At 69.6% G+C, this 26396-nt stretch carries 20 protein-coding genes; 4 read left to right on the top strand and 16 right to left on the bottom strand.

Going from position 1 to position 26396, the window contains the following annotated elements; genetic code table 11:
* Positions 1-74: 74 nt before the first annotated feature.
* The 9 genes from J2S22_RS22370 to coxB all read right to left on the bottom strand — a co-directional run bounded on the left by J2S22_RS22370 (position 75) and on the right by coxB (position 6989).
* Entirely contained in the window at positions 75-251 is a 177-nt protein-coding gene (locus tag J2S22_RS22370) for a Flp family type IVb pilin (RefSeq protein WP_272777398.1), read from the bottom strand.
* A gap of 141 nt (positions 252-392) precedes the next feature.
* The gene (locus J2S22_RS22365) at positions 393-1157 is read right to left on the bottom strand and encodes an SURF1 family protein (protein WP_272777399.1); all 765 of its coding nucleotides are present in this window, start codon (positions 1155-1157) and stop codon (positions 393-395) included.
* The gene (locus J2S22_RS22360) at positions 1154-1555 is read right to left on the bottom strand and encodes a DUF983 domain-containing protein (protein WP_272777400.1); all 402 of its coding nucleotides are present in this window, start codon (positions 1553-1555) and stop codon (positions 1154-1156) included. The genes J2S22_RS22365 and J2S22_RS22360 overlap by 4 nt, the downstream gene beginning before the upstream one ends.
* Before the next feature lie 5 nt (positions 1556-1560).
* Positions 1561-2406, bottom strand: coding sequence for a cytochrome c oxidase subunit 3 (locus tag J2S22_RS22355; RefSeq protein ID WP_272777401.1), 846 nt, complete (start codon positions 2404-2406; stop codon positions 1561-1563).
* A 77-nt stretch (positions 2407-2483) separates the two neighbouring features.
* Positions 2484-3086, bottom strand: coding sequence for a cytochrome c oxidase assembly protein (locus J2S22_RS22350; RefSeq protein WP_272777450.1), 603 nt, complete (start codon positions 3084-3086; stop codon positions 2484-2486).
* Between the two features lie 28 nt (positions 3087-3114).
* Positions 3115-3288, bottom strand: a complete 174-nt coding sequence (locus J2S22_RS22345; RefSeq protein WP_272777402.1) for a cytochrome c oxidase system small membrane protein — start codon at positions 3286-3288, stop codon at positions 3115-3117.
* Positions 3285-4307 carry a heme o synthase gene (locus J2S22_RS22340; protein ID WP_272777403.1) on the bottom strand — a complete coding sequence of 341 codons (1023 nt, stop codon included), beginning with the start codon at positions 4305-4307 and terminating at the stop codon, positions 3285-3287. Before J2S22_RS22340 ends, J2S22_RS22345 begins: the two co-directional genes overlap by 4 nt.
* 127 nt (positions 4308-4434) lie before the next feature.
* Positions 4435-6042, bottom strand: a complete 1608-nt coding sequence (gene ctaD, locus J2S22_RS22335) for a cytochrome c oxidase subunit I (protein WP_272777404.1) — start codon at positions 6040-6042, stop codon at positions 4435-4437.
* 62 nt (positions 6043-6104) lie between these two features.
* A complete protein-coding gene (gene coxB / locus J2S22_RS22330) occupies positions 6105-6989 on the bottom strand; it encodes a cytochrome c oxidase subunit II (RefSeq protein WP_272777405.1) in 885 nt (294 codons plus the stop codon).
* 446 nt (positions 6990-7435) lie between these two features.
* Here coxB and J2S22_RS22325 point away from each other — a divergent pair, with 446 nt between their 5' ends.
* Entirely contained in the window at positions 7436-8032 is a 597-nt protein-coding gene (locus tag J2S22_RS22325; protein WP_272777406.1) for an invasion associated locus B family protein, read from the top strand.
* 110 nt (positions 8033-8142) lie between these two features.
* A complete protein-coding gene (locus tag J2S22_RS22320; RefSeq protein ID WP_272777407.1) occupies positions 8143-9393 on the top strand; it encodes a lytic murein transglycosylase in 1251 nt (416 codons plus the stop codon).
* Between the two features lie 94 nt (positions 9394-9487).
* Here the strand turns inward: J2S22_RS22320 and J2S22_RS22315 are convergent, their stop codons facing one another.
* Positions 9488-10345 (bottom strand): IclR family transcriptional regulator, encoded by an 858-nt coding sequence (locus tag J2S22_RS22315; protein WP_272777408.1) that lies wholly within the window; start codon positions 10343-10345, stop codon positions 9488-9490.
* Positions 10346-10979: 634 nt separating this feature from the next.
* Here J2S22_RS22315 and J2S22_RS22310 point away from each other — a divergent pair.
* Positions 10980-12440, top strand: a complete 1461-nt coding sequence (locus J2S22_RS22310; protein WP_272777409.1) for an MFS transporter — start codon at positions 10980-10982, stop codon at positions 12438-12440.
* Positions 12441-12461: 21 nt separating this feature from the next.
* Complete coding sequence (gene otsB / locus J2S22_RS22305; protein WP_272777410.1) at positions 12462-13220, top strand: trehalose-phosphatase; 759 nt, start codon at positions 12462-12464, stop codon at positions 13218-13220.
* 57 nt (positions 13221-13277) lie between these two features.
* Here otsB and J2S22_RS22300 read toward each other — a convergent pair whose 3' ends face one another.
* The 6 genes from J2S22_RS22300 to treS all read right to left on the bottom strand — a co-directional run bounded on the left by J2S22_RS22300 (position 13278) and on the right by treS (position 26356).
* The gene (locus J2S22_RS22300; RefSeq protein WP_272777411.1) at positions 13278-15089 is read right to left on the bottom strand and encodes a glycoside hydrolase family 15 protein; all 1812 of its coding nucleotides are present in this window, start codon (positions 15087-15089) and stop codon (positions 13278-13280) included.
* 371 nt (positions 15090-15460) lie between these two features.
* Complete coding sequence (locus J2S22_RS22295) at positions 15461-15814, bottom strand: DUF2934 domain-containing protein (RefSeq protein WP_272777412.1); 354 nt, start codon at positions 15812-15814, stop codon at positions 15461-15463.
* Between the two features lie 131 nt (positions 15815-15945).
* The gene (gene treY / locus J2S22_RS22290; RefSeq protein ID WP_272777413.1) at positions 15946-18744 is read right to left on the bottom strand and encodes a malto-oligosyltrehalose synthase; all 2799 of its coding nucleotides are present in this window, start codon (positions 18742-18744) and stop codon (positions 15946-15948) included.
* 76 nt (positions 18745-18820) lie between these two features.
* The gene (glgX, locus tag J2S22_RS22285) at positions 18821-20896 is read right to left on the bottom strand and encodes a glycogen debranching protein GlgX (protein WP_272777414.1); all 2076 of its coding nucleotides are present in this window, start codon (positions 20894-20896) and stop codon (positions 18821-18823) included.
* 4 nt (positions 20897-20900) lie between these two features.
* Positions 20901-23063 (bottom strand): 1,4-alpha-glucan branching protein GlgB, encoded by a 2163-nt coding sequence (glgB, locus tag J2S22_RS22280; protein WP_272777415.1) that lies wholly within the window; start codon positions 23061-23063, stop codon positions 20901-20903.
* Positions 23060-26356, bottom strand: coding sequence for a maltose alpha-D-glucosyltransferase (gene treS, locus J2S22_RS22275; RefSeq protein WP_272777416.1), 3297 nt, complete (start codon positions 26354-26356; stop codon positions 23060-23062). Before treS ends, glgB begins: the two co-directional genes overlap by 4 nt.
* Between the last annotated feature and the right edge of the window lie 40 nt (positions 26357-26396).

The following is a 26396-nucleotide window of genomic DNA, read 5'->3' as shown; positions in this document are numbered from 1 at the left end:
TACGTGACTCAGTCAACATAATGCAACTCGGTCGGGCGGAGGATGGACGATCGCCCCGGCGGCGCTCGGCGGCGTCAGAATCCCAGGCTGACGAAATAGTCCAGAAGCACGTGCAGGGCGGCCAGCAGCTGCTCGCCCGTGGTGCCGACGGCTGCGATGATGGCGAGGGCGATCAGGCCGGCCATCAGGCCGTACTCGATCGCCGTCGCGGCCCGAAGATCGTCGAGAAATCGGATGAACAGTCCGGACATGCGGCACCTCTCGGCGCGCAGTATCGCCCCAAGGCATTAGGCGACTCACAACCAGACGGATAAAACGCAAATAATTGCGCGCAATGAAGCATGCACTTCCGAACCCCTGCCCCGCTTCCGCGACCTACGCGGTTCCGCGACCTACGCGGTGTCCTTCCGTCGGCCGAACGCCCACACCACGAAGATGGCGGCGAGCGCCAGCGCGAGGCTGAACCAGGTGATCGCGTACTGCAGGTGGTTGTCCGGCAGGTTCGGCCGCAGCAGCACCGGGCGCGGCAGGCCCCCCGGCGGCGCCGGCTGCTCGAGATCGAGATAGAAGGCCGGGATGGTCAGCCCCTTGGTCACGGCGATGGCGGCCGGATCGCGGGCGAACCAGACATTGCGGTCGGGATCGTCGGCGGGCGCGAACATCGGCCGGCTTTCCGGCCAGCGCATCAGGGCGACGATCTCGACCGGCCCGCTCACCTGACCGGCGGCGCGGGCCTCGGGCGCCTTGTCGGCGTCCGGCACGAAGCCGCGGTCGACCAGCACGGTGGCGCCGCCGGCGAGCCGCAGCGGGGTGAACACCCGGTAGCCGAGTCCGCTCGGCGCGGTGCGAGAGCCCGAGCCGATCGCGTAGACCAGCGCCTCCTTGTCGTGGAGGAAATCGCCGCTGACCCGGATGCGGCGGAACTCGTTCGCCTCGCGCGACAGCCCCGGCCAGGCTGCGGCGGGGGGCAATGCCACCGGCTCGGCCGCCAGGCGCTCGGTCAGGGTGGCGATCAGGGCGCGCTTCCAGGCCATGCGCTCGAGCTGCCAGACGCCGAGCCCGATCAGGATGGCGACGCCGACCAGCGAGACGAGCGCCGGCACGACCAGGCGGCGCAGCGGGGATGGCGCGGCGAGCGACGCGGAGCGGACCGTCACGGCATGTCCCCGGGGCCGAAGCGGCCCTCCTCCGCCTTGTGGCGGTACTGCAGCGCGATCATCAGGCCCTTCGACGGCCGCAACGGCGCCAGCGTGGTGATCAGGATCAGCGGCAGCCACAGCGCCGCGTGAACCCAGAACGGCGGCTGAACCATGATCTCGGTGATCAGCGCCGCGGCGACCACGACGAAGCCCGAGAAGGACATCACGAAGAAGGCCGGCCCGTCACCGGAATCGATGAAGGCGAAGTCGAGCCCGCAGACCTCGCATGTGGGCCGCACCGTCAGGAATCCGGAGAACAGTCGCCCCTGTCCGCATCGCGGGCAGCGGCCCCGAAGGCCCGCCGCCAGCGGATTCGACACGGCCGGGTGGGCCGGATGGTCGGTGCGCTCGTCCATGCGGATCAATGCGCGCCGGCGCCGCCCGATCCCCACACATAGATGCAGGCGAACAGGAACAGCCACACGACGTCGACGAAATGCCAGTACCACGCCGCGAACTCGAAGCCGAGATGCTGGGTGGGGGTGAAGTGACCGGCATAGGTCCGGCCGAGGCAGACGATCAGGAATATGGTGCCGATGATGACGTGGGCGCCGTGGAACCCGGTCGCCATGAAGAAGGTGGCACCGTAGATGTTGCCCGAGAAGGCGAAATGGGCATGGGCATACTCGAAGCCCTGGACCATCGAGAAGGTGAGGCCGAGCGCGATCGTGCAGATCAGGCCCCACTTCAGGCCCTCGCGATCGCCGTGCAGCAGGGCGTGATGGGCCCAGGTGACGGTGGTGCCGGAGGTGAGCAGGATCAGCGTGTTGAGCAGCGGCAGGTGCCACGGATCGAAGGTCTCGATGCCCTTGGGCGGCCACACGCCGCCGAACAGCTCGGTGCGGGCGGTCATGTTGGCCGCGTCGGGGAACAGGGCCGAGTTGAAGTAGGCCCAGAACCACGCGACGAAGAACATCACCTCCGAGGCGATGAACAGGATCATGCCGTAGCGGTGCGAGATCTGCACGACCTTGGAGTGGAAGCCGCCGTGCTCCGCCTCCTTGATGACGTCGCGCCACCAGCCCGCCATGGTGAACAGCACCCCGGCGGCGCCGAGTGCGAAGATCCACGGTGCCGCGGCAAACGAGTTGTGCATCCAGAAGATGGCGCCGACCGCCATGACGAAGGCGGCGAGCGAGCCGACCGCCGGCCACGGGCTCGGATCGACCAGATGGTAGTCGTGCTGCTTGACGTGGGCCTCGGCCATGCTCGTCTCCGTGTTCCGGTCGTCTCGGGTTCCGGTCGTCTCGTTCGGGATCGCGGCGCCGCCGCCTCGATGTGCGGTCAGGAGCCGCTCGCGCGCGCCGTCGCCGGCTCGCGGGTCGGGTAGAACGTGTAGGACAGCGTGATGGTGTCGAGGTCGTCCTGGTCGCGGTCGCCGGCGAGCTTGGGATCGACGAAGAACACCACCGCCATCTCGCGCCGCTCGCCCGGCTTCATCCGCTGCTCGGTGAAGCAGAAGCAGTTGATCTTCGAGAAGTAGGCTCCCGTCGTCGTCGGTGCGACGTTGTAGGACGCGGTTCCGACGGTCTCGCGCGCCGCCAGATTGGTGACGGCATAGTAGACCGTCACCACCTCGCCGAGCTTCACCTCGACCTTGGTCTGCTCCGGTTCGAACCGCCACGGCAGCCCGCGCGCGATGTTGGCGTCGAACCGCACCGTGATGCGGCGGTCGAGGATCTCGGCCGGCGCGGCGGCGGCGATCTGGGTGGTGCCGCCGAACCCGGTGACGCGGCAGAACCAGTCGTAGAGCGGCACGGCCGCGTAGGCCGCGCCGACCATCAGGCCGACGAAGGCGCCGCAGGCGAGCGCCACGCCGATGTCGCGCCGGCGCGTCGCACCGGCGACCGAGGCCGTGGAAGGCGCCGGCTTCGGCTCGGGAAGGATCGGGGGCGTCGCCGTGGTCACGGGATCCTCACAGCGGCCGGTTCATCACGCCCGGGCCGAGCTTGACCAGCGTGACGGCGTAGAACAGCACCACCAGGGCGGCGAGCACCAGGGCGATGGCGACCGAGCGGGCGCGCTGGCGCCGCCGCTGCTCCGGGGTGAGGACGACCCCATCGTCGTGCTGCAGCGGCCGGCCGCTCATGCCGCACCTCCCAGGCCGAAGCCGGCCAGGTCGACGCCTCCGAGCCCGATCGCATCGAGGCCTGCGGCGACGAACGGCGCAACCCAATGATCGACCAGCAGCACGGCGAAGAGGGCGAACAGGTAGTACAGCGAGAAGCCGAACAGCCGCTTGGCCAGACGGTCGGTCGCTTGCGCATCGGCCGCACGCCACAGGCGGAACGACAGCCAGAGGATGCGGGCGCCGGCGTAGCACGCCACCAGACCGTAGAGCGGGCCGGCGCCGCCGAACAGCCAGGGCGTGACGCCGATCGGCGCGAGAAGCATCGCGTGCAGCAGGATCTGCCGCTTGGTCTCGGCCACGCCCGAGACCACCGGCAGCATCGGGATGCCGGCGCGGGCATAATCCTCGCTGCGCCACAGCGACAGCGCCCAGAAGTGCGGGGGCGTCCAGAAGAAAATGATCAGGAACAGGAGCACCGGCTCGACCGCCAAGCCGCCCGTGGCCGCGGCCCAGCCGATCATCGGCGGCACCGCGCCGGCCGCGCCGCCGATGACGATGTTCTGCGAGGTCGCGCGCTTCAGCCACATCGAGTAGACGACGGCGTAGAACAGGATCGTGAAGGCGAGCAGCCCGGCGGCGAGCCAGCCGGCGACCAGACCGAGCACCGCGACCGAGCCGACCCCGAGCGTGGTGCCGAACGCCAGCGCCTCACCGCCCGTCACCCGGCCGGCCGGGATCGGGCGCCGCGCCGTGCGCGTCATCACCCGGTCGATGTCGGCGTCCCACCACATGTTGAGGGCGCCGGCGGCGCCCGCGCCGACCGCGATGCACAGCAGCGCCGCGAACCCGATCACCGGATGCAGCCGGTCGGGAGCGACCAGCATGCCGACCAGCGCCGTGAACACGACGAGCGACATCACGCGCGGCTTCATCAACGCGACGTAGTCCTTGACCTCGGCGAGGCTCGGCTCTACCGCGGCGCGCACCGGCACCGGCAGAGGACGCGACAGGTCGGCACCGTCGGTGGCGAGGGACATTCGTAAACCTCTTGGTCGCCGTGCCGGGGGGCCGCGGCGGTCGGTTGATCGGCGAACGTCGCCCGCGCGAACCGCGCCCGGGCAGACGGAGCGGCGATGCGCCGCCGCCCCGTGCGGGGGATCCCGGTCAGCGGATCCGCGGCAGCACCTCGAACTGATGGAACGGCGGAGGCGACGACAAGGTCCATTCGAGGGTCGTCGCGCCGGCGCCCCACGGGTTCGCGGCCGCGTGCTCCTTGCGCTGGAAGGCGCGGAAGATGCCGTAGAAGAAGATCAGCAGCGCGAAGCCGGAGATGTAGGAGCCGACCGACGACACCATGTTCCAACCAGCGAAGGCGTCCGGATAGTCGGCGATGCGGCGGGGCATCCCGGCCAGCCCGAGGAAGTGCTGCGGGAAGAACACCATGTTGACGCCGACGAAGGTGACCCAGAAGTGCAGCTTGCCGAGCCACTCCTCGTACATGTAGCCGGTGAACTTCGGGAACCAGTAGTACCAGCCGGCGAAGATGGTGAAGACGGCGCCGAGCGACAGCACGTAGTGGAAGTGCGCGACGACGTAGTAGGTATCGTGCAGGGCGCGGTCGACCGAGGCGTTCGCCAGCACGACGCCGGTGACGCCACCGATGACGAACAGGAAGATGAAGCCGAAGGTCCACAGCATCGGGGTGCGGAACTCGATCGAGCCGCCCCACATGGTGGCGATCCAGGAGAAGATCTTGATGCCGGTCGGCACCGCGATCACCATCGTGGCGGCGACGAAATAGGCCTGCGTCCCGGTCGAGAGGCCGACCACGTACATGTGGTGGGCCCACACGATGAAGCCGATGAAGCCGATCGCCACCATGGCGTAGGCCATGCCGAGATAGCCGAACACCGGCTTGCGCGAGAAGGTGGCGACGATCTGGCTGATGATGCCGAAGCCCGGCAGGATCATGATGTAGACTTCGGGGTGGCCGAAGAACCAGAACAGGTGCTGGAACAGCACCGGATCGCCGCCGCCGTCGGGCGCGAAGAAGGTCGTCCCGAAGTTGCGGTCGGTGAGCAGCATCGTGATGGCGCCGGCCAGCACCGGGAGCGCCAGCAGCAGCAGGAACGCGGTCACCAGCACGGACCACACGAACAGCGGCATCTTGTGCAGCGTCATGCCGGGCGCGCGCATGTTCAGGATGGTGGTGATGAAGTTGATGGCGCCGAGGATCGACGAGGCGCCGGCCAGATGCAGCGACAGGATGGCGAAGTCGATCGCCGGCCCCGGATGGCCGATGGTGGAGAGCGGCGCGTATATGGTCCAGCCCGAGCCGGCCCCCATGCCGCCCGGCTCGCCTTCGACGAACAGCGACATCAGGAGCAGCGTGAAGGCCGCCGGCAGCAGCCAGAACGAGATGTTGTTCATCCGCGGGAACGCCATGTCGGGCGCCCCGATCATCAGCGGCACCAGCCAGTTGCCGAAGCCGCCGATCAGCGCCGGCATCACCATGAAGAACACCATGATGAGGCCGTGCGCCGTGGTGAACACGTTGAAGGTGTGGGCCGAGGCGAAGATCTGCATGCCGGGGCTCTGCAGCTCGAGCCGCATGCCGATCGACAACACCGCCCCGATGACGCCGGCCATCATGGCGAACACCAGGTACATGGTCCCGATGTCCTTGTGGTTCGTCGAGTAGACGAAGCGCCGCCAGCCGGTCGGGTGGCCGTGGGCATCGTGAGCGTCGTGAGCCGTTACGGTCGCGTCCATGGTCCGAATCCTCGAGAAGGTCTTGGCTGCCGCCGCGCGCGAGCCGAGCGCGACGGACCGGCTCAGTCGGCGGCGGGGACGTCGGCTTCGACGGTCGCGGCCACCGTGACGGCCGCCGGCACGGGCGCGGGGGCCATGGCGAATTTCTTCTTGGTATCCTCGACCCAGGCCGCGAAGGCCTGCTCGCTGACCACCCGCACCGCGATCGGCATGAAGGCGTGGTCCTTGCCGCACAGCTCCGAGCACTGCCCGTAATAGACGCCCTCGCGCTCGGCCTTGAACCAGGTCTCGTTGAGACGACCCGGCACCGCGTCGATCTTGATTCCGAAGGACGGCACCGCGAAGGCATGGATCACGTCGGCGCCGGTCACCTGCACCCGCACCACCTTGCCGACCGGCACCACCATCTCGTTGTCCACCGCGAGCAGGCGCGGCTGTCCGGGCTTGAGCTCGGTGTCGGGCACCATCAGCGAGTCGAACTCGAACTTGCCCTGGTCCGGATAGGCGTAGCTCCAGAACCACTGCTTTCCGGTCGCCTTGACGGTGAGGTCGGCCTGCGGCGTGTTGAGCTGGAAGAACATGATGCGGAACGACGGCACCGCGATCACCACCAGGATGATCACCGGCACCACGGTCCACAGCACCTCGATGAGCGTGTTGTGGGTGGTGCGCGACGGCGTCGGATTGGCCTTGGCGTTGAAGCGGATCGTCACGACGACGAGGAGGACGAGGACGAGCGCGACGATCGCCGTGATGATCCACAGGAGCAGGTCGTGGAACCAGACCACGTCCTTCATCACCGGCGCGCCCGCCTCCTGCATGCCGAGCTGCCAGGCCGACGGCTGGCCGAGACCGGCGGCGGCGGGATCCGGGACGGCGAGCGCGCCGAAGCCGAGCAGGACAGCGGCGGCGACCGCCACGCGAAGCACCCGGAGAACACCCTTCATCGAGGTCACTGCTCCTTCGTCGGTTGGGGGCCGCCGACGACCCTGCGGGGGCCGGCGGCGCGAACGGCGAAGCAACGGTCCAAAACCGGATGATGTCAGGAGGTTCCGCGGCGCAGAGTTCAAGCGCACGCGCGGGCTGCCTCGACGGCACCGGGGGTCTGTACCGTGATCGAACCTTTCAAACCACAAATCCGCCCCACTCGCAATGTGCCTGCTGGGGCGACCACGCACGGAATCGCATTCGTCGCGACACACCGCGTCCCAGGCCGTGCCCGGCACCGCGCACGGCCTCGCGAGCGGCGGCGGCACGGCCGGCGGGTCGACGACGTAACCGTGTACACGGACGGCGTGATTCCGTATCACGGACACGATTACGCTCGTCCTCCGAATCCAGGGGCAGGCGCGCCGGCCGAGGCCGGTCGCGCCGCCCGACCAGGGAGTCCGCGATGGGTGCGTTCCCGCTCCGGCCGGCCACGTTCTCGGCCGCGCACGTCGCATCGTCGAATTCGCATATCGGCAGCCGGGCCGGTGGCCGGCCGAGGCTGGCCGACCTGCTGGTCCGGCTGGTGTTCGGCCTGGCCGCGGTCGTCGCTCTCGTCTCCGCGGCCGCCGCGCAGGGCGCCGTCCGCTCGGTGCACGAGGACTGGCAGATCCGCTGCGAGACGCCGCCCGGCGCGCAGTCCGAGCAGTGCGCCCTCTTCCAGAGTGTCGTCGCCGAGGATCGCGCCAATGTGGGTATTACCGTTCTGGTGCTGCGGACCGCCGACCAGAAGACCCGGCTGATGCGCGTGCAGGCGCCGCTCGGGGTGCTGCTGCCGGCCGGGCTGGGCCTCAAGGTCGACCAGCAGGACGTCGGCCGCGCCGGCTTCGTGCGCTGCCTGCCGCGCGGCTGCTACGCCGAGGTGGTCATGGACGACAATCTGATCAAGCAGTTCCGTGCCGGCCAGACCGCCACCTTCTTCATCTTTCAGACGCCCGAGGAGGGCATCGGGTTCCCGATGAGCCTGAAGGGCTTCGGGGACGGATTCGACAAGCTTCCTTGACACCGTGGCGTCCGGCGAACATCACGCCGGCGACGACGCCCGGCGTCCTGATTCGCCGCCGGTGATTCGCGTGCTCGTGCGGGTGACCGGGCGCGCCGCAGGAGGGGCCGATGCCGCGACAGAACCCGGTCACCGCGTCTCGATCCGCCATCCGGACCGCCCGCACGGCCGCGCTGGTGCTCGGCCTGTCGCTCGCGGGCCTGTCCGGCGCGCTCGCCCAGGCGCCCTGCCGCACCACCGGCAGCTTCGAGAGCTGGCTCGAGCGGTTCAAGCAGGAGGCGATCCAGCAGAGCATCTCGCGGCAGGCCATCGCCGCGGCAGCCCCCTATCTGGTCTACGACCAGCGCATCGTGAACATCGATCGCGGCCAGAAATTCTTCGCCCAGAGTTTCCTGCAGTTCTCCGACAAGGTGCTGCCCGCCTATCGGCTGCAGAAGGGCGGCGAGCAGCTCAAGAAGCACGCCGCCCTGTTCGCCCGCGCCGAGCAGCAATACGGCGTGCCCGGCCCCGTCATCGTCGCCTTCTGGGGGCTGGAGAGCGATTTCGGCGTCGCCATGGGCAAGGACCACGCGATCCGCTCGCTGGCGACGCTCGCCTACGACTGCCGCCGCTCGGAGATGTTCCGCGGTCACCTGTTCGACGCCCTGCGGATGATCGAGCGCGGCGACCTCCAGGCCGCCGAGATGGTCGGCTCGTGGGCCGGCGAGCTCGGCCAGACCCAGATGATGCCGTCCGAGTACATGAAGCACGCCATCGACTGGGACGGCGACGGCCACCGCAACCTCCTGAAGAGCGTTCCCGACGTGATCGGCTCGAGCGCCAGCTATCTCCAGGAGCTCGGCTGGCGGCGCGGCGAGCCGTGGCTCCGCGAGGTCAAGGTTCCGGCCAGCATGCCGTGGGACCAGGCCGACCTCGCCATCCAGCACCCGCACGCCAAATGGGCCGGGTGGGGCGTGACGCTGCGGGACGGCAGGCCCCTGCCCGCCGGCGGACCGCCCGCCTCGCTGCTGCTGCCGATGGGCCGGCTCGGCCCGGCCTTTCTGGCCTATCCGAACTTCCAGGCCTACCTGAAGTGGAACGCGTCGCTGGTCTACGCCACCACGGCGGCCTACTACGCCACCCGCCTCGCCGGCGCGCCGCCGATGTCGCGCGGCGCGCCGACCATCCCGGTGCTGAACCAGGACGAGGCGAAGGAGCTGCAGGAGCTCCTGAACCGCGCCGGCTTCGACGTCGGCACGCCGGACGGCAAGATCGGCGCCGGCACCCGCGCGGCGGTCAAGCAGGCGCAATCGAGATTCGGCCTGCCTGCCGATTCCTACGCGACGCCCGAGCTGATCACCCGGCTGCGCGCGGGGCGGTGATCCCGGCCGCGCCGACACGACGGCACGGCCGTCGTCCCTCGCGCAGGCGGACCGCCGCCGCAGGACGCGCCGACGGCGGCGCGTCGCGGCGACCTCACCGCGAGACGCGCACGCGCGGTCGGCTCGCCTGGCCTTCGGCCTCGCCGGCCTGCATGGCGGCCTCGATGTCGCGGGCGGCCGTCATCACCAGCGGGGCGAGCCGGGCGCGCAGCGATTCGTCCCAGCGCGCCTTCGGTACGAGAAAGCTCAGGCTGCCGAGCACGGCCCGGCGCGCCCCGAACACCGGCGCCGCCACCGCGGCCCGGACCTGGTCGACGTCGCCGGCCGCGGTGGTGTAGCCGGCGCGCCGGAAGGCGGCCAGGTGACGCCGGAAATCCTCCCAGCTGGCGCCGAGCCCGGCCGCCGCGATCTCCTCCGCATTGGCCGCGAACAGCGACTTCAGGGTGCGGTTCGGCAGATGCGCCAGGATTATCTTCGAAGTGGCGCCGCGGAACAGCGGCATCGGCCGGCCGCGCTGGAACACGATCGGCTCCTGCGGCCCTCGCCCGATCTCCTGGTGGACGCACATCACCCGGTCGTGGAACAGCCGGCACAGCAGCACGGCGCCGCCTTCCGAGGCATGCTCGATCAGCTTCGTCATGATGCCGCGCGCCGCCTTGAGCATCGGGTCGCAGAGCTGGATCTGGCGGTCCATCTGGATGATGGCCGGCCCGAGCGTGTAGCTCGCCCCCGAAACCGGGCTGATCAGCCCGGCCCGGGTCAGGCGTTTGAAGTACCGATAGGCCGTCGTCGCGGAAACCCCGAGCTGGACCGCTGCGTCCTCGACGGTCCATTCCGGCCGCTCCATCGTGAACAGCCCGAGCACCGCCAGCAGACGGTCACCGCTGCTCGGCAGGCCCCCCTCGTCTCTGGAGCGGCCCCCCTGACCGCGCACCGGAGTCGGATAAGACACTGTCGTCACCCCCGAAGTTATGGTACCAACACACTAGTGACACAACCCTGAGACGTTTCAAGCTTTTCTTTCAAAACATGCAACTTTAACTTACCTTTACTCAAATTGGAACATTTTCTCGCTGATATTCCCGTGGATTTTCTGCGATGACCGAAAGCGTTCCATGCGAACTAAAGCATGTCCAGCCTGAAGGAAACCGTCTTCCACAATTTGGGCGAGCATGCCCCGGACAGGAACGTTCCGGCTCCTCGCTCGTTGTCGATTACCGGCGCCGACCCGCTCGCGGCGCTCTGTGATTCGAGCCGAACGTTTCGAACTGGACGGTCCGCGTGCCCGATTCCCATCTCTTCCGGTCCGGGGACGACCGCCGTGTCGCGCCGGCTCTCGCCGCGGCGCCGCCGCGCCGCCCTCCGGCCGTCGACGAACCGACGCCGGGTCCGGCCGATCCCGGCCCGCTCGACGACCCGCCGCCGACCCGCCCGAACGATCCGATCGAGGAGCCGCCGCCCGACGCGGACGAGCCCGACCCGATCGAGGAGCCGCCCCCCGGGCACGACGATCCGCCCGACATCGACGACCCGATGCCCCGGCCGGAGCCGCCGCCCATGCATGTGGGCGCGTCGAACGGTCCGGCATGAGCGCAACGACCGCCCTCCCCGCCTCGGCTCCTCTCGGCAGCATCGTCGAGACGGACCTGCCGGCGCGGCTCGACCGGCTGCCCTGGGGGCGCTTCCACACGCTGGTGATCGCCGCGCTCGGCATCACCTGGATCCTCGACGGGCTGGAGGTGACGCTCGCCGGCACGCTGGCGGGCGCGCTCAAGGAAAGCCCGGTGCTGCAATTCTCCAACGCCGACGTCGGTTTCGCAACCAGTGCCTACCTGCTCGGTGCGGTTCTGGGCGCTGTCGGCTTCGGCTGGCTGACCGACCGGCTCGGACGCAAGAAGCTCTTCTTCATCACCCTCGCCGTCTATCTGAGCGCCACCGCGGCGACCGCGCTGACCTTCGACGTGTGGAGCTTCGCCGCGATGCGCTTCATCACGGGCGCCGGCATCGGCGGCGAATACACGGCCATCAACTCGACCATCCAGGAACTGGTGCCGGCGCGGTATCGCGGCTGGACCGACCTCGTCGTCAACGGCAGCTTCTGGCTGGGCGCCGCCGCCGGCGCGCTCGGCTCGATCGTCGTGCTCGACCCCGCCGTGATCCATCCCGAATACGGCTGGCGCTTCGCCTTCCTGATCGGTGCCGCGCTCGGCCTGGTCATCCTGTTCATGCGCATGTGGATCCCGGAGAGCCCGCGCTGGCTGATGACGCACGGACGCCTGGCCGAGGCCGAGACCATCGTCGCCGACATCGAGCGGCGCGTCCTCGGCCACGCGGTACCCCGGACGGGCGACCTGCCCACCGTGCGGCTGCGGGTGCGCCGGTACACGCCGCTCGCCGCGGTGGCCGAGGCACTGCTCGTGCGGCACCGGGACCGCGCGCTGATCGGGCTCGTCCTGATGGCTGCACAGGCCTTCTTCTTCAACGCCGTGTTCTTCACCTACGCGCTGGTGCTGACCGACTTCTACGGGGTCGCCCCCGAAGGGGTCGGCTGGTACATCCTGCCCTTCGCGGTCGGCAACTTCCTCGGCCCGCTGCTGCTCGGGCGCCTGTTCGACACGCTCGGTCGGCGCCCGATGATCGTCTTCACCTACGCGATGTCCGGCGCTCTGCTCGCCCTCTCCGGCCTGATGTTCCAGCAGGCGCTGATCACGGTCGGCGAGCAGACCTTCGCCTGGACCGTCGTGTTCTTCTTCGCCTCCGCGGCGGCGAGCTCGGCCTATCTCACGGTGAGCGAGACCTTTCCGCTCGAGATCCGGGCGCTGACGATCGCCGTCTTCTACGCCCTCGGCACCGGCATCGGCGGCGTCTCCGGACCGTGGCTGTTCGGCAGCCTGATCGATTCGGGCTCGCGCGGGAGCGTCTTTGCGGGTTATCTGTTCGGGGCCGCTCTGATGATCGCCGCCGCCGGCGTCCACTGGCGGTTCGGCGTGGCGGCCGAACGCAGGAGCCTCGAAGACGTGGCACGCCCGCTCACTGCCGTCGACTGAACGGAGAACCGAACCCTGACCATGACCGCCGCGATGCCCGCCGACTTCATCGACCTCGACGAGGTCGCGCTGCTGCTCGACATCGACGGCACGCTGCTCGACTTCGCGCCGACGCCGCGCGAGGTGTGGGTGCCGCCGTCCCTGCGCCGGACGCTCGGCGGCCTGCTGGCCCGCACGGGCGGCGCGCTCGCGCTGGTCAGTGGCCGGTCGCTAGCCGACATCGACCTCCTGTTCGCGCCGTTGGAGCTTCCGGCGATCGGCGGCCACGGGGCCGAGCTGCGGATCGCACCGGGCGAGCGCTCCGACCCGAGCCGCACGCCGGCGCTGGATCCGATGGTCAAGCGCAAGCTCGCGAGCGTCGCCGAACTCGGTCCCGGCGTTCTGCTCGAAGACAAGGGCTACTCGCTCGCCCTGCACTACAGGCTGGCGCCCGACAAGGCCGACGAGGTGACGGCCCGGGTCGCGGCGATCTGCGAGTCGTTTCCGGATTTCCCGCTGGAGGCGCTGCCCGGCAAGGCGGTCGTCGAGGTGAAGCCCGCCGCCTTCGACAAGGCGACGGCGGTCGCCGAGCTGATGCAGTTGCCTCCCTTCGCGGGACGCCGGCCGGTGTTCGTCGGCGACGACGTCACCGACGAACGGGTGTTTCCGATCCTGGCGCCCCTCTCCGGAACCGGCTTCTCGGTCGGCCGCGAGGTCGACACCGCGGACGGCAGCTTCGACGGTCCCGCCGACGTCCGCGCCTGGCTCGACCGCCTGCTCGAGCGTCAGCCGGCGGAGTGAACCACCGGTCGTGCCGGGGCGTGGACCGCGGCCCGCGACTCCCGAGCCTCGGCCGCGTCACGACGCCGCCGTCGCTTCCTCCTGCTGCTCGGCGGGCGCCGGCGGACGGGCGGCGAGCAGATTGTAGGCGCTGTTGACCAGCGCCACATGGGTGAAGGCCTGCGGGAAGTTGCCGACCTGCCGGCGGGCGTGGACGTCGTACTCCTCGGCGAGCAGCCCGACATCGTTGGCGAGATCGAGCAGGCGGTCGAACAGGGCCCGCGCTTCGGCGTGCCGGCCCTGCAACACATAGGCGTCGACCAGCCAGAAGCTGCAGGCCAGGAACACGCCTTCGCCCGGCGGCAGGCCGTCACGCGTCCGGTGGGTGCGGTAGCGCAGCACGAATCCGTGGGCCAGAAGGTCCTCCTCGATCGCCGCGATGGTGGCGGCGATGCGGCGGTCCTCGATCGGCAGGAAGCCGACCTTGGGCAGCAGCAGCAGGCTGGCGTCGAGCTCGCCGGAGCCGTAGGCCTGGACGAAGCAACCGCGCCGCGGATCGAGCCCGTGGGCGCAGACGTCGGCATGGATCTCGTCACGCAGTGCCGTCCACCGCCCGACCGGCCCCGGCAGGCCGTACTCGTCGGCGCTCCGGATGGCGCGGTCGAAGGCGAGCCAGCACATCACCTTGGAGAAGGTGAAGTGCTGTCGCGGCCCGCGCACCTCCCAGATCCCCTCGTCGGGTTCGCGCCATACCGTCTCCAGATGCTGGAGCAGGCGCTTCTGCAGATCCCAGCCCGAGCTCTCCGGCGCCAGGCCGCCGTGCCGGGCGTGGTGGAACGTCGCCATCACCTCGCCGAACACGTCGAGCTGGAGCTGGCTGTAGGCGGCGTTCCCGATCCGCACCGGCCTCGAGCCCTCGTAGCCGGCGAGCCACGGCACCTCCCACTCGGTCAGCCTGCGCTCGCCGCCGAGCCCGTACATGATCTGGATCTGCTCGGGGCTGCCGGCGACGGCCCGGACCAGCCAGTCGCGCCACGCCTGCGCCTCGTGGAAGTAGCCGGCATTCATCAGCGCGAACAGGGTCAGAGTCGAATCCCGAACCCAGCAGAAGCGGTAATCCCAGTTGCGGGTGCCACCGAGGCATTCGGGCAGCGACGTGGTCGGCGCCGCGACGATGCCGCCGGTCGGCGCGTAGATCAGCGCCTTGAGCGTGACGAGCGAGCGCACCACCATCGACGACCACCGGCCGGCGGGCCGGCAGCTCGACGCCCACTCGCGCCAGAAGCTCTCGGTCTCGGCGAGCGCCGCGAGCGCATCGAACGGCGGCGGCGTCGGATGGTGCGACGGCGCCCAGGCGAGCACGCACGGCACCGTCTCGCCCGCCGCCACCGTGAACTCGGCGACCGTGGTGAGGTCACGTCCTTCCAGGACGACCGGGGTCTGCAGCACCACCATCTCGGGCCCGGCGATGGCGCGCAGCGTGCCGTCCTCCAGGTGGCTCACCCACGGCACGATCGCGCCGGTGCCGAACCGCAGCACCAGCTCCAGCGTCATCGTGACCCGGCCGCGCACGCCGGTGACGAGCCGCACCACCTCCGACGAGCCGTTGCGCAACGGCATGAAGTCGGTGAGCACGACGGCGCCGTCGGCGGTCTCGAAGCGGGTCTCCAGGATCAGGGTCGAGTCGCGGTACTGCCGCGTCACCCGAACGCTCGGGTCGCGCGGCGCGATCCGCCAGCGGCCGTTCTCGCGGCCGCCGAGCAGCGCCGCGAAGCACGCGTCGGAATCGAAGCGCGGCCAGCACAGCCAGTCGATCGAGCCGGTGCGATCGACCAGGGCGGCGGTCTCGCAGTCGCCGATCAGGGCGTAGTCTTCGATGGGAGAGGACATGAAGGAAAACGAAACTCGGATCCGGTGTCGGGATTCGTGACGGCGTCGGTCGGCTCCGGCCTGCCAGGGCGGAGCGCCCGTCGGGCTCGGACGCAGAAGAACAAACGTTTATGGCCGGGACAAGCCCACAGGCGCGTGCGAGGCTGCGCACCGGTGTCCGGAGATCGTCCGCGCGAGGCCGGGTTCGGCCCCGACCGCGCCTCGGACGGCGCCGACGCGCCGCGCGCAGGGAGCTCGAATGCTCCGCCGTCGCGGAGCACGAGGTGGGGGTATACGAGCGACGAGAGGTTCCGGGTCTCGCGCTCGCGATCGTGAACGCACGGCCGGGCCGCCGCCGCTCGGTGGCGGCGGGCGGGCCGGCGCGGCTCACGTCATTCGGCGGCCTTGACCTCCTCCGGCGGGACGACCTCGCCGGCGTCCGCCTCGGCGGCGCGGCTCGGCGGATAGATCTGCTCGCCTTCGTCGGTGAGGGTCGGCAGCTCGCCGGCCGCTGCCGCAGCCGGGCCTGCGGGCTCGGCGTGGTCCCCGGCGATCGAGGAATCCTCGGGATCGCGGTCGACTGGAATCATCGCGAGCCGGTGGTTCTCCTCGATCGCCACGAGCTCACTGGCGAGCTCCCAGTGCGCGTCCGACTGTCCTTCGGGACAGCCCCGCTCCTGCCAGATCTGATAGGCGCGCTCGCGTACGCGCTGCTCATGGTCGTCCATGGGGGTCTGGTCGTCCAAGGGTGTCTCCTGGGCCACGGGGTCGGGGGCATCGATGTCGAGAACGGAAAGAGCGCCCGCGCAGTTCCGGACCGGGCGCGTCGCGACCAGCGATGCGGAAGCCTACCGCGGAGACGTGACGGTAACTTGATCTAGCGCAGTTTCCGCGCTGCGCCACGCGTCCCGTGGGTGGCCCGCAGCACGGCGACCGGGAGCGCGCCGAAGAGTGCCCGCGCCGGCGCAGCACCGGAGGGCGGGGCCACGCCCGGCCGCAGCACGTCGGCGGTCACGCTCCAGCCGTCGAGCGAAACCACCGCATCGAGCGCCTCCACGCCGAACCAGCGGCAGCCCCCGTCGGTCAGCGGCGCGAAATGGCGTCCGGCCGCGACGATCACGGCATCACGCCGGCCGGTGCGGGCGAACGCCAGAACATGGCCGGCGTGCGGCCCCTCGACCGGGAGCGGCACGTAACCGCCGTCGGCGAACAGCTCCGGCAGCTGGCGGCGCAGCGTCAGCAGCCGGTGCGTCAGCGCGAGCTTGATCCGGCCGTCCGGCCAGTCGGCTGCGAGCGCCTCCCAGTCGGGCGTCTCGCCGATGGCGTCGAGGGCGGCGCGGCGCGCGCCGAAGTCGACGGCCCGGCGGTTGTCGGGATCGACCAGCGACAGGTCCCAGAACTCGGTGCCCTGGTAGATGTCGGGCACGCCCGGGATGGTCGCCTTGAGGGCGAGCTGGGACAGGCTGTTCAAGGCGCCGAGCAGCGCCGTGCGGGCGGCGACGGCGGAAAAGTCGGCCAGGAAGTCGGCCGAGCCCTCCGGATCGAGCAGTTGGGCCAGGAACCCGGTCACGGCGCTCTCGTAGGCGTCGTTCGGGTTGTGCCAGCTCGTTTCCTGCTTGCCTTCCCGCAGCGCCTTGACGGCGTAGGTCTGCATGCGCTCGACGAGCCCGGCGTCCGCGCCACCGGCCGGCCACACCCCGAGCAGCGCCTGATACAGCATGTATTCGTGTGCCTCGGACGGCGCGCGGCGCGGCTTCCAGGTCAGCAGCCGCTCGTTCATGGTCCGCCAGCGGCGAATGGCGGCATCGAAATCCTCGGCGATCTCGGGAATCGCGAGAATGCGCATGCGCGCATCCTCGCCGCGCTTGGTGTCGTGGGTGGCGGTCGCCGTCATCGCATGCGGCGTCTCGAGCCGCGCCTTCATGCGGTAGTCGAACTCGCCGGGCGAGAGCGCCGGGAGCACCGGCTCGCCGCCGACCTCGTTCAGGGCGATCAGCCGGTGGTAGCGGTAGAAGGCGGTGTCCTCCAGCGCCTTCGCCATCACCGGGCCGGTGAGCTGCTGCACCTTGGCGGCGAAGCGCCTGACCCGCGGCACGCTGTAGCCCTGGCGGCCCGGCGCGATCAGATCGAGCGTCAGCACGTCCTGCAGAAAGTCCAGAATGTCGGCGTCGGGACCGAACCAGCGCGACCGCGCCCGCGCGATCGTGTCGACGATGCGGGCCCGGTCCTCGGCCGAGACCTGCCCGCCGGCACCGATATAGGTGCGGTACACCGGGAAGTGGACGATGTAGGCCTGCAGGGCGGCCCGCAGACGGTCGAAGGTGAAGTCGCGGCTCTTCCACTGGCCGGCGGCGATGCGCGCGAGCAGCCGGCACAGCACCGTGAACTCCGATGCCAGCATGGTCTCGAGCACGCGCAGCTTGGCGGCCTCGACGATCGCCTCGAAATGCTGGCGCTCGCCGAGAATGTCCCGGTAGAGCGCGTCGATCCGCGGCATGCCGCCATCGTCGAGCAGCACCCGGGAGATCACGTTGAGCACGTCGTAGCCGGTGGTGCCGGCGACGCCGGGCAGCGCCGGCATCGGCTCGCCCTCGGCGAGGATCTTCTCGGCCACGATGTAGAACGGCTGGCTGCGGGCCCGCCCCGGCCGCACCGCGCGCACCACCCGCGACAGCCGGCGTGCGTACTGGACCGGATCGGCCAAGCCGTCGACATGGTCGAGCCGCAGCCCGTGCAGGCGCCCGTCGCGGATCAGCTCCAGGACGCGGCGATGCGCGGCGTCGAAGGTCTGCAGGTTCTCGACCTTGATGCCGGCGAGATCGTTGATGTCGAAGAAGCGCCGGTAGTTGATCTCGGTGAAGGCGACGCGCCAGTGGGCGACGCGATAGTGCTGGCGCTCCAGCAGCCGATGCAGGCGCGTCGGATCGGCGGCGCCGGGCCGGTAGGCGACGAGGCCGCGCTCGATGATCTCGGCCCCGCCCGGCACGGCGGCGAGATCCGCCTTGAAGCCGGGCGCGTGCTCGCGCGTCGGCTCGTTGGGATCCGGGTAGCGGCTGGCGAGCCCGAGCAGCCTGCGGCCGGCCTCGGTCTCGCCGGCGCCCGCCTCCGCCACCACGGTCTTCAGGATGTCGCCGTACCGGTTCGGCCGGATCGGCAGCCGGTGCTCGAAATACCACACCGAGAAGCTGCCCTCGGCGGCGTCGTATTTGAGCACGAGGTCGCCGTCGTCCAGCGCCTCGCCGTAAGATTTCCCGAGGACCGGGATCAGCAGCCCGCCGTTCGGGCGGTAGGGCAGCGTCTCCCACTCGATGTCGAAGGAGGCGGCGTGCGGCGAGCGCGGGCCCCATTCGAGCACGTCGAGCCACCAGGCGTTGTCGGCATAGCCGACGCCCATGTGGTTCGGGACGAAATCGAGGATCAGCCCGATGTCGGCCTGCGCGAGCGCCTCGGACAGCCGTTCGAACGCTTCGTCGCCGCCGAATTCGGGATTGAGCGCGTCGTGGTCGACGATGTCGTAGCCGTGGGTCGAGCCGGCTCGCGCCTTCAGGAAGGGCGAGGCGTAGAGATGGCTGACCCCGAGCGCCTCGAGGTAGGGCACGAGCCCGGCGGCGTCGTCGAAGCCGAGCTTCGACGAGAGCTGCAGCCGGTAGGTGGCGGTCGGAACGACGGGCGGCATCGAGCCTCCTTCGGCGGGTCGCGGGTCGGTCTCGTCGTCCGGGACGCGGCGACGCGCCCGACACGCCGCGCCGGTGTCAGGCGGTGCCGGCGAAGACGCTGACGGAACGGGACGGAGCCGCGAGCTTGGTGCCCGGCACCAGCACCGCCGTGCCATCCTCGGCAAGCGCGACGGTCGACAGAACGCGGCGCCAGCCGGTGCAATCGGGCCATTTCGGCAGCACGAAATCGACCGAATGGGCGGCAGCGTTCAACAGGATCAGCAAGGGGGCACCCGACGGCTCGAGCGGCGCGAGGACGTAGGAGAGGAACCGCGCTTCCGCAAAGGCCCAATCCGCTCCGTCCATCTCGGTTCCACCGGGGGTGAGCCATTTCACGTCGTACTGGTCGCCGCGCCGGCCGACCAGCCAGCGCCGGCCCTGCAGCTGCGGATAGTCGCGCCGCAGCGCCGTGAGCGCCTCGACCAGGCCGCTCAGGTCGTCGCCGGCGCGGCCGCGGCCGGACCAGTCGACCCAGCCGACCTCGTTGTCCTGGCAATAAGGATTGTTGTTGCCGCCCTGCGAATTGCCGACCTCGTCGCCGGCCAACATCAGCGGCACGCCCTGCGACAGGAACAGGGTGGCCAGCATGGCGCTGCGCACCCGCCGGCGGATCTCCAGCACCTCCTTGTCGGTGGTCGGTCCCTCGACGCCCCAGTTGGCGCTGATGTTGTCGTCGGACCCGTCGCGGTTGCCCTCGCCGTTCGCCTCGTTGTGCTTGCGCGCGTAGCTGACCAGATCGGCGAGCGTGAAGCCGTCGTGCACCGTGACGTGGTTTATGCTCGCGCGCGGCATGCGGCGACGATGCCGGAAGCGGTCGGCCGAGCCGGTGACCCGCGCCGCCAGATCGCGGATCTGGTTGGCGTCGCCACGCCAGAAGGAGCGCACGGTGCGGCGGAACTGGTCGTTCCACTCCGACCAGCCGGCCGGGAAGCCGCCGAGCTGATAGCCGCCGAGCCCGATGTCCCAGGGCTCCGCGATCAGCTTCACGCGGGACAGCACCGGATCCTGGCCGATCGCGGCGAAGAAGCCGGAGGTCGGATCGAAGCCGTGCGGCTCGCGGCCGAGCGTCGTCGCGAGGTCGAACCGGAAGCCGTCGACGTGGCACTGCTCGACCCAGTATCGCAGGGAGTCCATCACCATCTGCAGGACGCGCGGATGGGTGAGGTTCAGCGAGTTGCCGGTGCCGGTGAAGTCCTCGTAGTAGCGTAGCGCGTTCGGCCGCAGCCAGTAGTACGAGGCGTTGTCGATGCCGCGGAACGACAGCGTCGGGCCGAGATGGTTGCCCTCGCCGGTGTGGTTGTAGACGACGTCGAGAATGACCTCGAGGCCGGCATCGTGGAGCTGGCCGACCATCGCCTTGAAGTCCTCGACGCCGGTCTCGGGCGTGCCGTAACGCGGCTCCGGGGCGAAGAAGCCGATCGTGCCGTAGCCCCAGTACTGGCGCAGGCCGCGGTCGACCAGCATCCGCTCGTCGACGAAGGCGTGCACGGGCAGAAGCTCGATGGCCGTGATGCCGAGCCGCCGGTAGTGCTCGATCATGGCCGGCGCGGCGAGCCCGCGGAACGACCCGCGCAGATGCGCGGGCACGTCGTCGCGCTGCATGGTGAGGCCGCGCACATGCGCCTCGTAGATCGCGGTGGAATGCCAGGGCACCGAGGGGCGGCTGTGTTGGCCCCAGGTGAACGCGTCGTCGACCACGACACCCTTGGGAACGCCGCGCGCGTTGTCGCGCTTGTCGAACGAGAGATCGGCCCGGGCGCTGCGCATGCGATAGGCGAAATGCGCGTCGCTCCAGACGAAATGCCCGGTCAGCCGCTTGGCATAGGGGTCGAGCAGCAGCTTGTGGTGGTTGAAGCGGTGGCCGCGCTCCGGATCGTAGGGCCCGTAGACCCGGTAGCCGTAGACCTGGCCCGGGACGACCTGCGGCAGATAGGTGTGCCAGACGTCCTCGGTGCAGGCCGGCAGGACGATGCGGTCGGTCTCGCGCCGTCCCGTGTTGTCGAACAGGCAGAGCTCGATCTTCTCGGCGTTGGCCGAGAAGATCGCGAAGTTCGTTCCGCGCCCGTCGAAGGTCGCGCCGAGCGGATGCGGCGCGCCCGGCTCGACCCTCATGCCGTCACGCCTCCGGGACCAGGATGATCCCGGCGAGCGGCGGCAGGACGAGATTCAGCACGGCGCCGTGGCCGGTGTCCTCGGCCTCGATCCGCCCGCCGTTGCCGATGTTGCCGCCGCCGTAGATCTCGGCATCGCTGTTGAACACCTCGCGCCAGCCACCGCCGAACGGCACCCGCATGCGGTAGTTCTCCCGCGGCGCCGGCGTGAAGTTGACGGCGACCAGGCAGATCGAGCCGGGATCGCGGCCGCGCCGCAGCCAGGCGAAGACGCTGTTGTCGGCGTCGTCGACCACGATCCACTCGAAGCCCCCGGCCTCCGCATCGAGCTGATGCAGCGCCGGCAGCGACTTGTAGAGCCGGTTGAGATCGCGGACCAGCGACTGGACGCCGGCGTGTTCCTTGTTCTCGAGCAGGTGCCAGTCGAGACTGTGGTCGTGCGCCCACTCGCGCTCCTGGGCGAACTCGCCGCCCATGAACAGGAGCTTCTTGCCGGGATGGCCGAACATGAACGTGTAGTAGGCGCGCAGATTGGCGAAGCGCTGCCAGCGGTCGCCCGGCATGCGGCCGAAGATCGAGCCCTTCCCGTGCACCACCTCGTCGTGGGACAGCGGCAGCACGAAGTTCTCGAAGAAAGCGTAGAGCATCCCGAAGGTGACGTCGCCGTGGTGGTGCTTGCGGTAGATCGGATCCTTGGCGATGTAGCGCAGGGTGTCGTGCATCCACCCCATGTTCCACTTGTAGCCGAAGCCCAGGCCGCCGACGTCGGCCGGCCGCGAGACGAGCGGCCAGGCGGTCGACTCTTCCGCCATCGTGGTGGCGTTGGGGAAGCGGCCGAACACCTCGGTGTTGAAGCGGCGCAGGAGGTCGATCGCCTCGAGGTTCTCGCGGCCGCCGTACTTGTTGGGGATCCAGCCGCCCTCGGGCCGCGAGTAGTCGAGATAGAGCATCGAGGCGACCGCGTCGACGCGCAGGCCGTCGATCTTGTAGCGGTCCATCCAGAACAGCGCGTTGGCGACCAGGAAGTTCGCCACCTCGCGCCGGCCGAAATTGTAGATCAGCGTGTTCCAGTCGAGATGCCGGCCCTGCATGGCGTTGGCATGCTCGAAGAGCGCGGTGCCGTCGAACTGCGCGAGTCCGTGCGGATCGTCGGGGAAGTGGCCCGGGACCCAGTCGAGGATGACGCCGACGCCGTGCCGATGGAAGGCGTCGACGAGACAGGCGAAGTCGTGCGGCGTCCCGAAGCGGCTGGTCGGCGCGTAGAGGCCGGTCGGCTGATAGCCCCAGGAGGCGTCGAACGGGTGCTCGGCGATCGGCAGCAGCTCGACATGGGTGAAGCCCATGTCGGCGACGTATTGCGGCAGCTGGTCGGCGAGCTCACGGTAGGTGAGCCAGGAATTATTGAGATACGGGTTGCGCCGCCACGACCCGAGATGGACCTCGTAGATCGAGATCGGCGCGTCGTGCCGGTTGATGCCGGCCGGCCCGGGGGCGATCTGCGGCAGCGTCGCCGGATCGACGATCACCGAGGCGGTGAGCGGGCGCACCTCGGCCGAGAAGGCGTAAGGGTCGGCCTTGAGGAGCGGCGCGGCGCTGTGCGGCCCGATGATCTCGTACTTGTACTTGGCGCCGGCCTTGGCGTCGGGGATGAAGATCTCCCAGAAGCCGTTGCCGCGCACCCGCATGGCGTGGCGGCGACCGTCCCAGAAGTTGAAGTCGCCGACGACGCTGACCCGACGTGCGTTCGGCGCGAACACCCCGAAGGCGACACCCTGGACACCCTCGTGCACCATCGGATGGGCGCCGAGCCGGTCGTAGATCTGCAGGTGCGTCCCCTCGCCCATCAGGTAGAGGTCGAGGTCGGAGAAGACCGGGGCGAATCGATAGGGGTCGTCGAACTCGACCGGGTCTCCCTTCCCCCAGCCGGCGATCAGCCGGTAGTCGCGGCCGCTGGACGGCACCTGGCCGGAGAACAGGCCTGCATCGTGAATGCGCCTGAGCTCGCTCTCCTGGCCGTCCGGGTAGCGGACCCGGACCTGCCGGGCGCCGGGCAGGTAGACCCGCACGATCGGCTGCCCACGGTCGACATGGGGCCCGAGATAACGGAACGGATCGGCGTGATAGCCGCCGATGATGGCGTGAGCCTCCGGGGTGACGACCTCAGTCATGGCTGCGCGCCCGCGACCGGAAAGAGGGCCCGCGCCAGGCCGGCGAGAGGCACATGGACCCAGTCGGGACGATTGGCGAACTCATATCCCACCTCGTAAACGGCCTTTTCCACAATGAAAAAACGGAGCAGCCGGTCGGCCGCGGCCTGATCGGAGGGCCACAGCCGGCTGCCGGCGGTCGTCTCGCGCATGCACATCAGGAACGCATCCGTTGCTGCATCGCGCCAGGAGTCAAGTACCTCCGTGAGTCGCTGCGGCCCGTCCACCGCCTTCTCGAGGTGCCGGATGAGGGCGGATGTGGCGGCATAGTCGAGCGATCGCACGAAACCTGCGGCGTCGCGGGCGGACGGCGCCTTGCGGGTCCGCTCGGCATGCGGCCGCTCCGGCTCGCCCTCGAAGTCGACGATCTGCACGTCGTCCTTGGCGATCAGAATTTGCCCCAAATGGAAATCTCCGTGGTGTCGGATCTTGTCGACGTCGATCGGCCCGGCGAGCAGGCCGCCCAGAGTGTCGAGGGCCTCCCCCTGGCGGGCGAGCAGCATCTGGGCCGACGGCTGGGCCGTGGCCGGGAGCTGCGGCTGGCGACGGGCGAGCTCGGCGAACATCGCCTCGGCGTTGCGCACGAGCTCGGCGGTCCAGGTGTCGACATCCGCCATGGTCACCGGCTCGGGCGCGAAGTCCGCGACATCGGGACGACTCGCGAGCGCCAGATGCAGTTCCGCCGTCCGCCGGCCGATCTGGCGGACCCGGTTGAGGACCGTGACGTCCGGGGCGGGCATGCCGTCGGCGTCGGTGGGCAGCATGCTCACCTCTTCGAGGTAGCGGTCGAGCGCGTGCGCGGTCTGCGACCAGGCGTCCCCCTGGTTCTCGACGAACTGGTGCAGCACGCCGACCGCCGAGCGGACGCCGTCCTCGACCAGCTCGATCGTTCCCATCAGGCGCGGCGTGTTGGCGAAGTCGGCGGCGTCGGTGAGGAAGCGTCCCATCTCGACCTCGGGATTCACCCCGGCCGTGATGCGGCGATAGATCTTCAGCACGAAGGAGGAGTCGATCAGCGTGGTGGAGTTGGTCTGCTCGACTCCCGCCCCCCGCACCAGCGCGATCGGCGGCAGCGGACTTTCGGCGAACTTCGCGGTCGGCTGGAACTCGAGCGTCGCGCCGGCGGCCGACCGGCGGCCACCGGCGTGGATCTGATCGACCACGCTCGACACCACCTCGCGGTCGGCGACCGCGTCGACCAGGGCGCCCTCGCGATTGGTGAGCCTGACCGGCGCCAGGATCGAGGCCAGCGGGTAGTCGCTGGTGCGATCGATGTGGCCCCAGCGGACCACCAGCGGCAGCGCGTAGCGGGCGGTGCCGCGCGGGGCCGCGTGGTCGACCACGGCGAGCACCGGCGGGAAGGCGCCGTCGCCGAGCGGCAGCAGCCGCGACAGCCGGGTCTCGCCGCCGGCGGCGCCCTTGCCGGCGAACCAGCGCCGGCCGGACAGGAACGCCGGCAGCACCTCGCGCTCGAGCGGGTGTCGCACCCGCGGGTCGGCGATCGATCGCCAGCTTCCCTGCAGCACCAGAGTGATCCATTCGCGCGGCATGATGGTCTCGCCGGATGCGCCGCCGTTTTCCTCGGCGAGCTGGAACCAGAAGAACCCGTAGGGCGCCAGCGTCACCGCGAACGGCGCCTCGTCGAGCCGCTTGAAACGCACGCGGCCCAGCATCTCGATCGGAACCCGGCCGCGCCACGCCGCGAGGTCGATCTCGGCCCATTGGGCGGAGCGCGACAGGTTGGCGACGCAGAGGATGACCTCGTTCTCGTACTGGCGCAGATAGGCGAGCACCGAGCGGTTCGACGGCCGCAGGATCGACATGGTGCCGCGGCCGAAGACCTTGCTGGACTTGCGCACCGCGATCATGCGCTTCATCCAGTTGTAGAGCGACGACGACGAGCGCGCCTGCGCCTCCACGTTCACGGCCTGGTATCCGTAGACCGGGTCCATGATCGGTGGAAGGTAGAGCTTGGCCGGATCACAGCGCGAGAAGCCGCCGTTGCGGTCCGACGTCCACTGCATCGGCGTCCGGACGCCGTTGCGGTCGCCCAGATAGATGTTGTCGCCCATGCCGATCTCGTCGCCGTAATAGACGACGGGCGTGCCCGGCAGCGACAGGAGAAGGCTGTTCATCAGCTCGATCTTGCGCCGGTCGTTGTCCATCAGCGGCGCCAGGCGGCGCCTGATACCGAGGTTGATGCGGGCGCGGGGATCGGCCGCGTAGGTCGACCAGAGGTAGTCACGCTCGGCGTCGGTCACCATCTCGAGCGTGAGCTCGTCGTGATTGCGCAGGAACAGCGCCCACTGGCTGGTCTCCGGGATGTCCGGGGTCTGCCGCAGGATGTCGTTGATGGGGAACCGATCCTCCTGGGCGATCGCCATGTAGATGCGCGGCATCAACGGGAAGTGGAACGCCATGTGGCATTCGTCGCCCTCGCCGAAATAGGCGCGCACGTCCTCGGGCCACTGGTTCGCCTCGGCGAGCAGGAAGGTACCGGGCGCGTAGGCGTCGAGCTCGGCCCTGAGCTTCTTGATGACGGCGTGGGTCTCCGGCAGGTTCTCGTTGTTGGTGCCCTCGCGCTCGACCAGATAGGGAATCGCGTCGAGCCGGAATCCATCGACCCCGAAGTCGAGCCAGCGGCGCATCACCTGCACCATGGCCCACAGCACCCGCGGATTGTCGAAGTTCAGATCCGGCTGGTGCGAGAAGAAGCGGTGCCAGAAATAGGCGCCGGCCTCCTGGTCCCACGCCCAGTTCGACTTCTCGGTGTCGGTGAAGATGATGCGGGTGTCGAGGTATTTCTGGTCGGTCTCGCTCCACACGTACCAGTCGCGCGCGTTCGAGCCGCGCTTCGAGCGCCGCGCCCGCTTGAACCAGGGATGCTGGTCCGAGGTGTGGTTGATGACCAGCTCGGTGATCACCTTCAGGCCGCGCCGCTTCGCCTCGTTCATGAAGCGGCGGAAGTCCTTCATCGAGCCGAAGTCCGGATTGATCCGCCGGTAGTCGGCGATGTCGTAGCCGTCGTCGCGGCCCGGGCTCGGATAGAACGGCAGCAGCCACAGCGCCGTGACGCCGAGATCCTGGATGTAGTCGAGCTGATGGGTCAGCCCGTTGAAGTCGCCGATCCCGTCGTTGTTGCTGTCGAAGAACGATTTCACGTGGATCTGGTAGATCACCGCGTCCTTGTACCAGAGAGCGTCGCCGGAGAGCTCGGGTGCTGTGGCGGCCGCGATGTCGGACAGAATATTCATGGTGTTCCGAATTTGCTGGAAATGGCTCGTCCGGCCGCAC

Source organism: Rhodoplanes tepidamans, from assembly GCF_030813915.1.
Taxonomy (GTDB): Bacteria; Pseudomonadota; Alphaproteobacteria; order Rhizobiales; family Xanthobacteraceae; genus Rhodoplanes; species Rhodoplanes tepidamans.
The sequence above is the reverse complement of the archived record's forward strand: the minus strand, read 5'-3'. Positions and strand labels throughout refer to the sequence as shown.

Bases quoted from the DNA above. Each gene is read 5' to 3' on its own strand.
- J2S22_RS22325 (WP_272777406.1), top strand. From the start codon at position 7,436: ATGGGTGCGTTCCCGCTCCGGCCGGCCACGTTCTCGGCCGCGCACGTC.
- coxB (WP_272777405.1), bottom strand. From the start codon at position 6,989: ATGAAGGGTGTTCTCCGGGTGCTTCGCGTGGCGGTCGCCGCCGCTGTC.
- otsB (WP_272777410.1), top strand. From the start codon at position 12,462: ATGACCGCCGCGATGCCCGCCGACTTCATCGACCTCGACGAGGTCGCG.
- J2S22_RS22360 (WP_272777400.1), bottom strand. From the start codon at position 1,555: ATGGACGAGCGCACCGACCATCCGGCCCACCCGGCCGTGTCGAATCCG.
- glgX (WP_272777414.1), bottom strand. From the start codon at position 20,896: ATGAGGGTCGAGCCGGGCGCGCCGCATCCGCTCGGCGCGACCTTCGAC.
- treS (WP_272777416.1), bottom strand. From the start codon at position 26,356: ATGAATATTCTGTCCGACATCGCGGCCGCCACAGCACCCGAGCTCTCC.
- J2S22_RS22300 (WP_272777411.1), bottom strand. From the start codon at position 15,089: ATGTCCTCTCCCATCGAAGACTACGCCCTGATCGGCGACTGCGAGACC.
- J2S22_RS22340 (WP_272777403.1), bottom strand. From the start codon at position 4,307: ATGTCCCTCGCCACCGACGGTGCCGACCTGTCGCGTCCTCTGCCGGTG.
- J2S22_RS22320 (WP_272777407.1), top strand. From the start codon at position 8,143: ATGCCGCGACAGAACCCGGTCACCGCGTCTCGATCCGCCATCCGGACC.
- treY (WP_272777413.1), bottom strand. From the start codon at position 18,744: ATGCCGCCCGTCGTTCCGACCGCCACCTACCGGCTGCAGCTCTCGTCG.
- J2S22_RS22355 (WP_272777401.1), bottom strand. From the start codon at position 2,406: ATGGCCGAGGCCCACGTCAAGCAGCACGACTACCATCTGGTCGATCCG.
- glgB (WP_272777415.1), bottom strand. From the start codon at position 23,063: ATGACTGAGGTCGTCACCCCGGAGGCTCACGCCATCATCGGCGGCTAT.
- ctaD (WP_272777404.1), bottom strand. From the start codon at position 6,042: ATGGACGCGACCGTAACGGCTCACGACGCTCACGATGCCCACGGCCAC.
- J2S22_RS22310 (WP_272777409.1), top strand. From the start codon at position 10,980: ATGAGCGCAACGACCGCCCTCCCCGCCTCGGCTCCTCTCGGCAGCATC.
- J2S22_RS22370 (WP_272777398.1), bottom strand. From the start codon at position 251: ATGTCCGGACTGTTCATCCGATTTCTCGACGATCTTCGGGCCGCGACG.
- J2S22_RS22345 (WP_272777402.1), bottom strand. From the start codon at position 3,288: ATGAGCGGCCGGCCGCTGCAGCACGACGATGGGGTCGTCCTCACCCCG.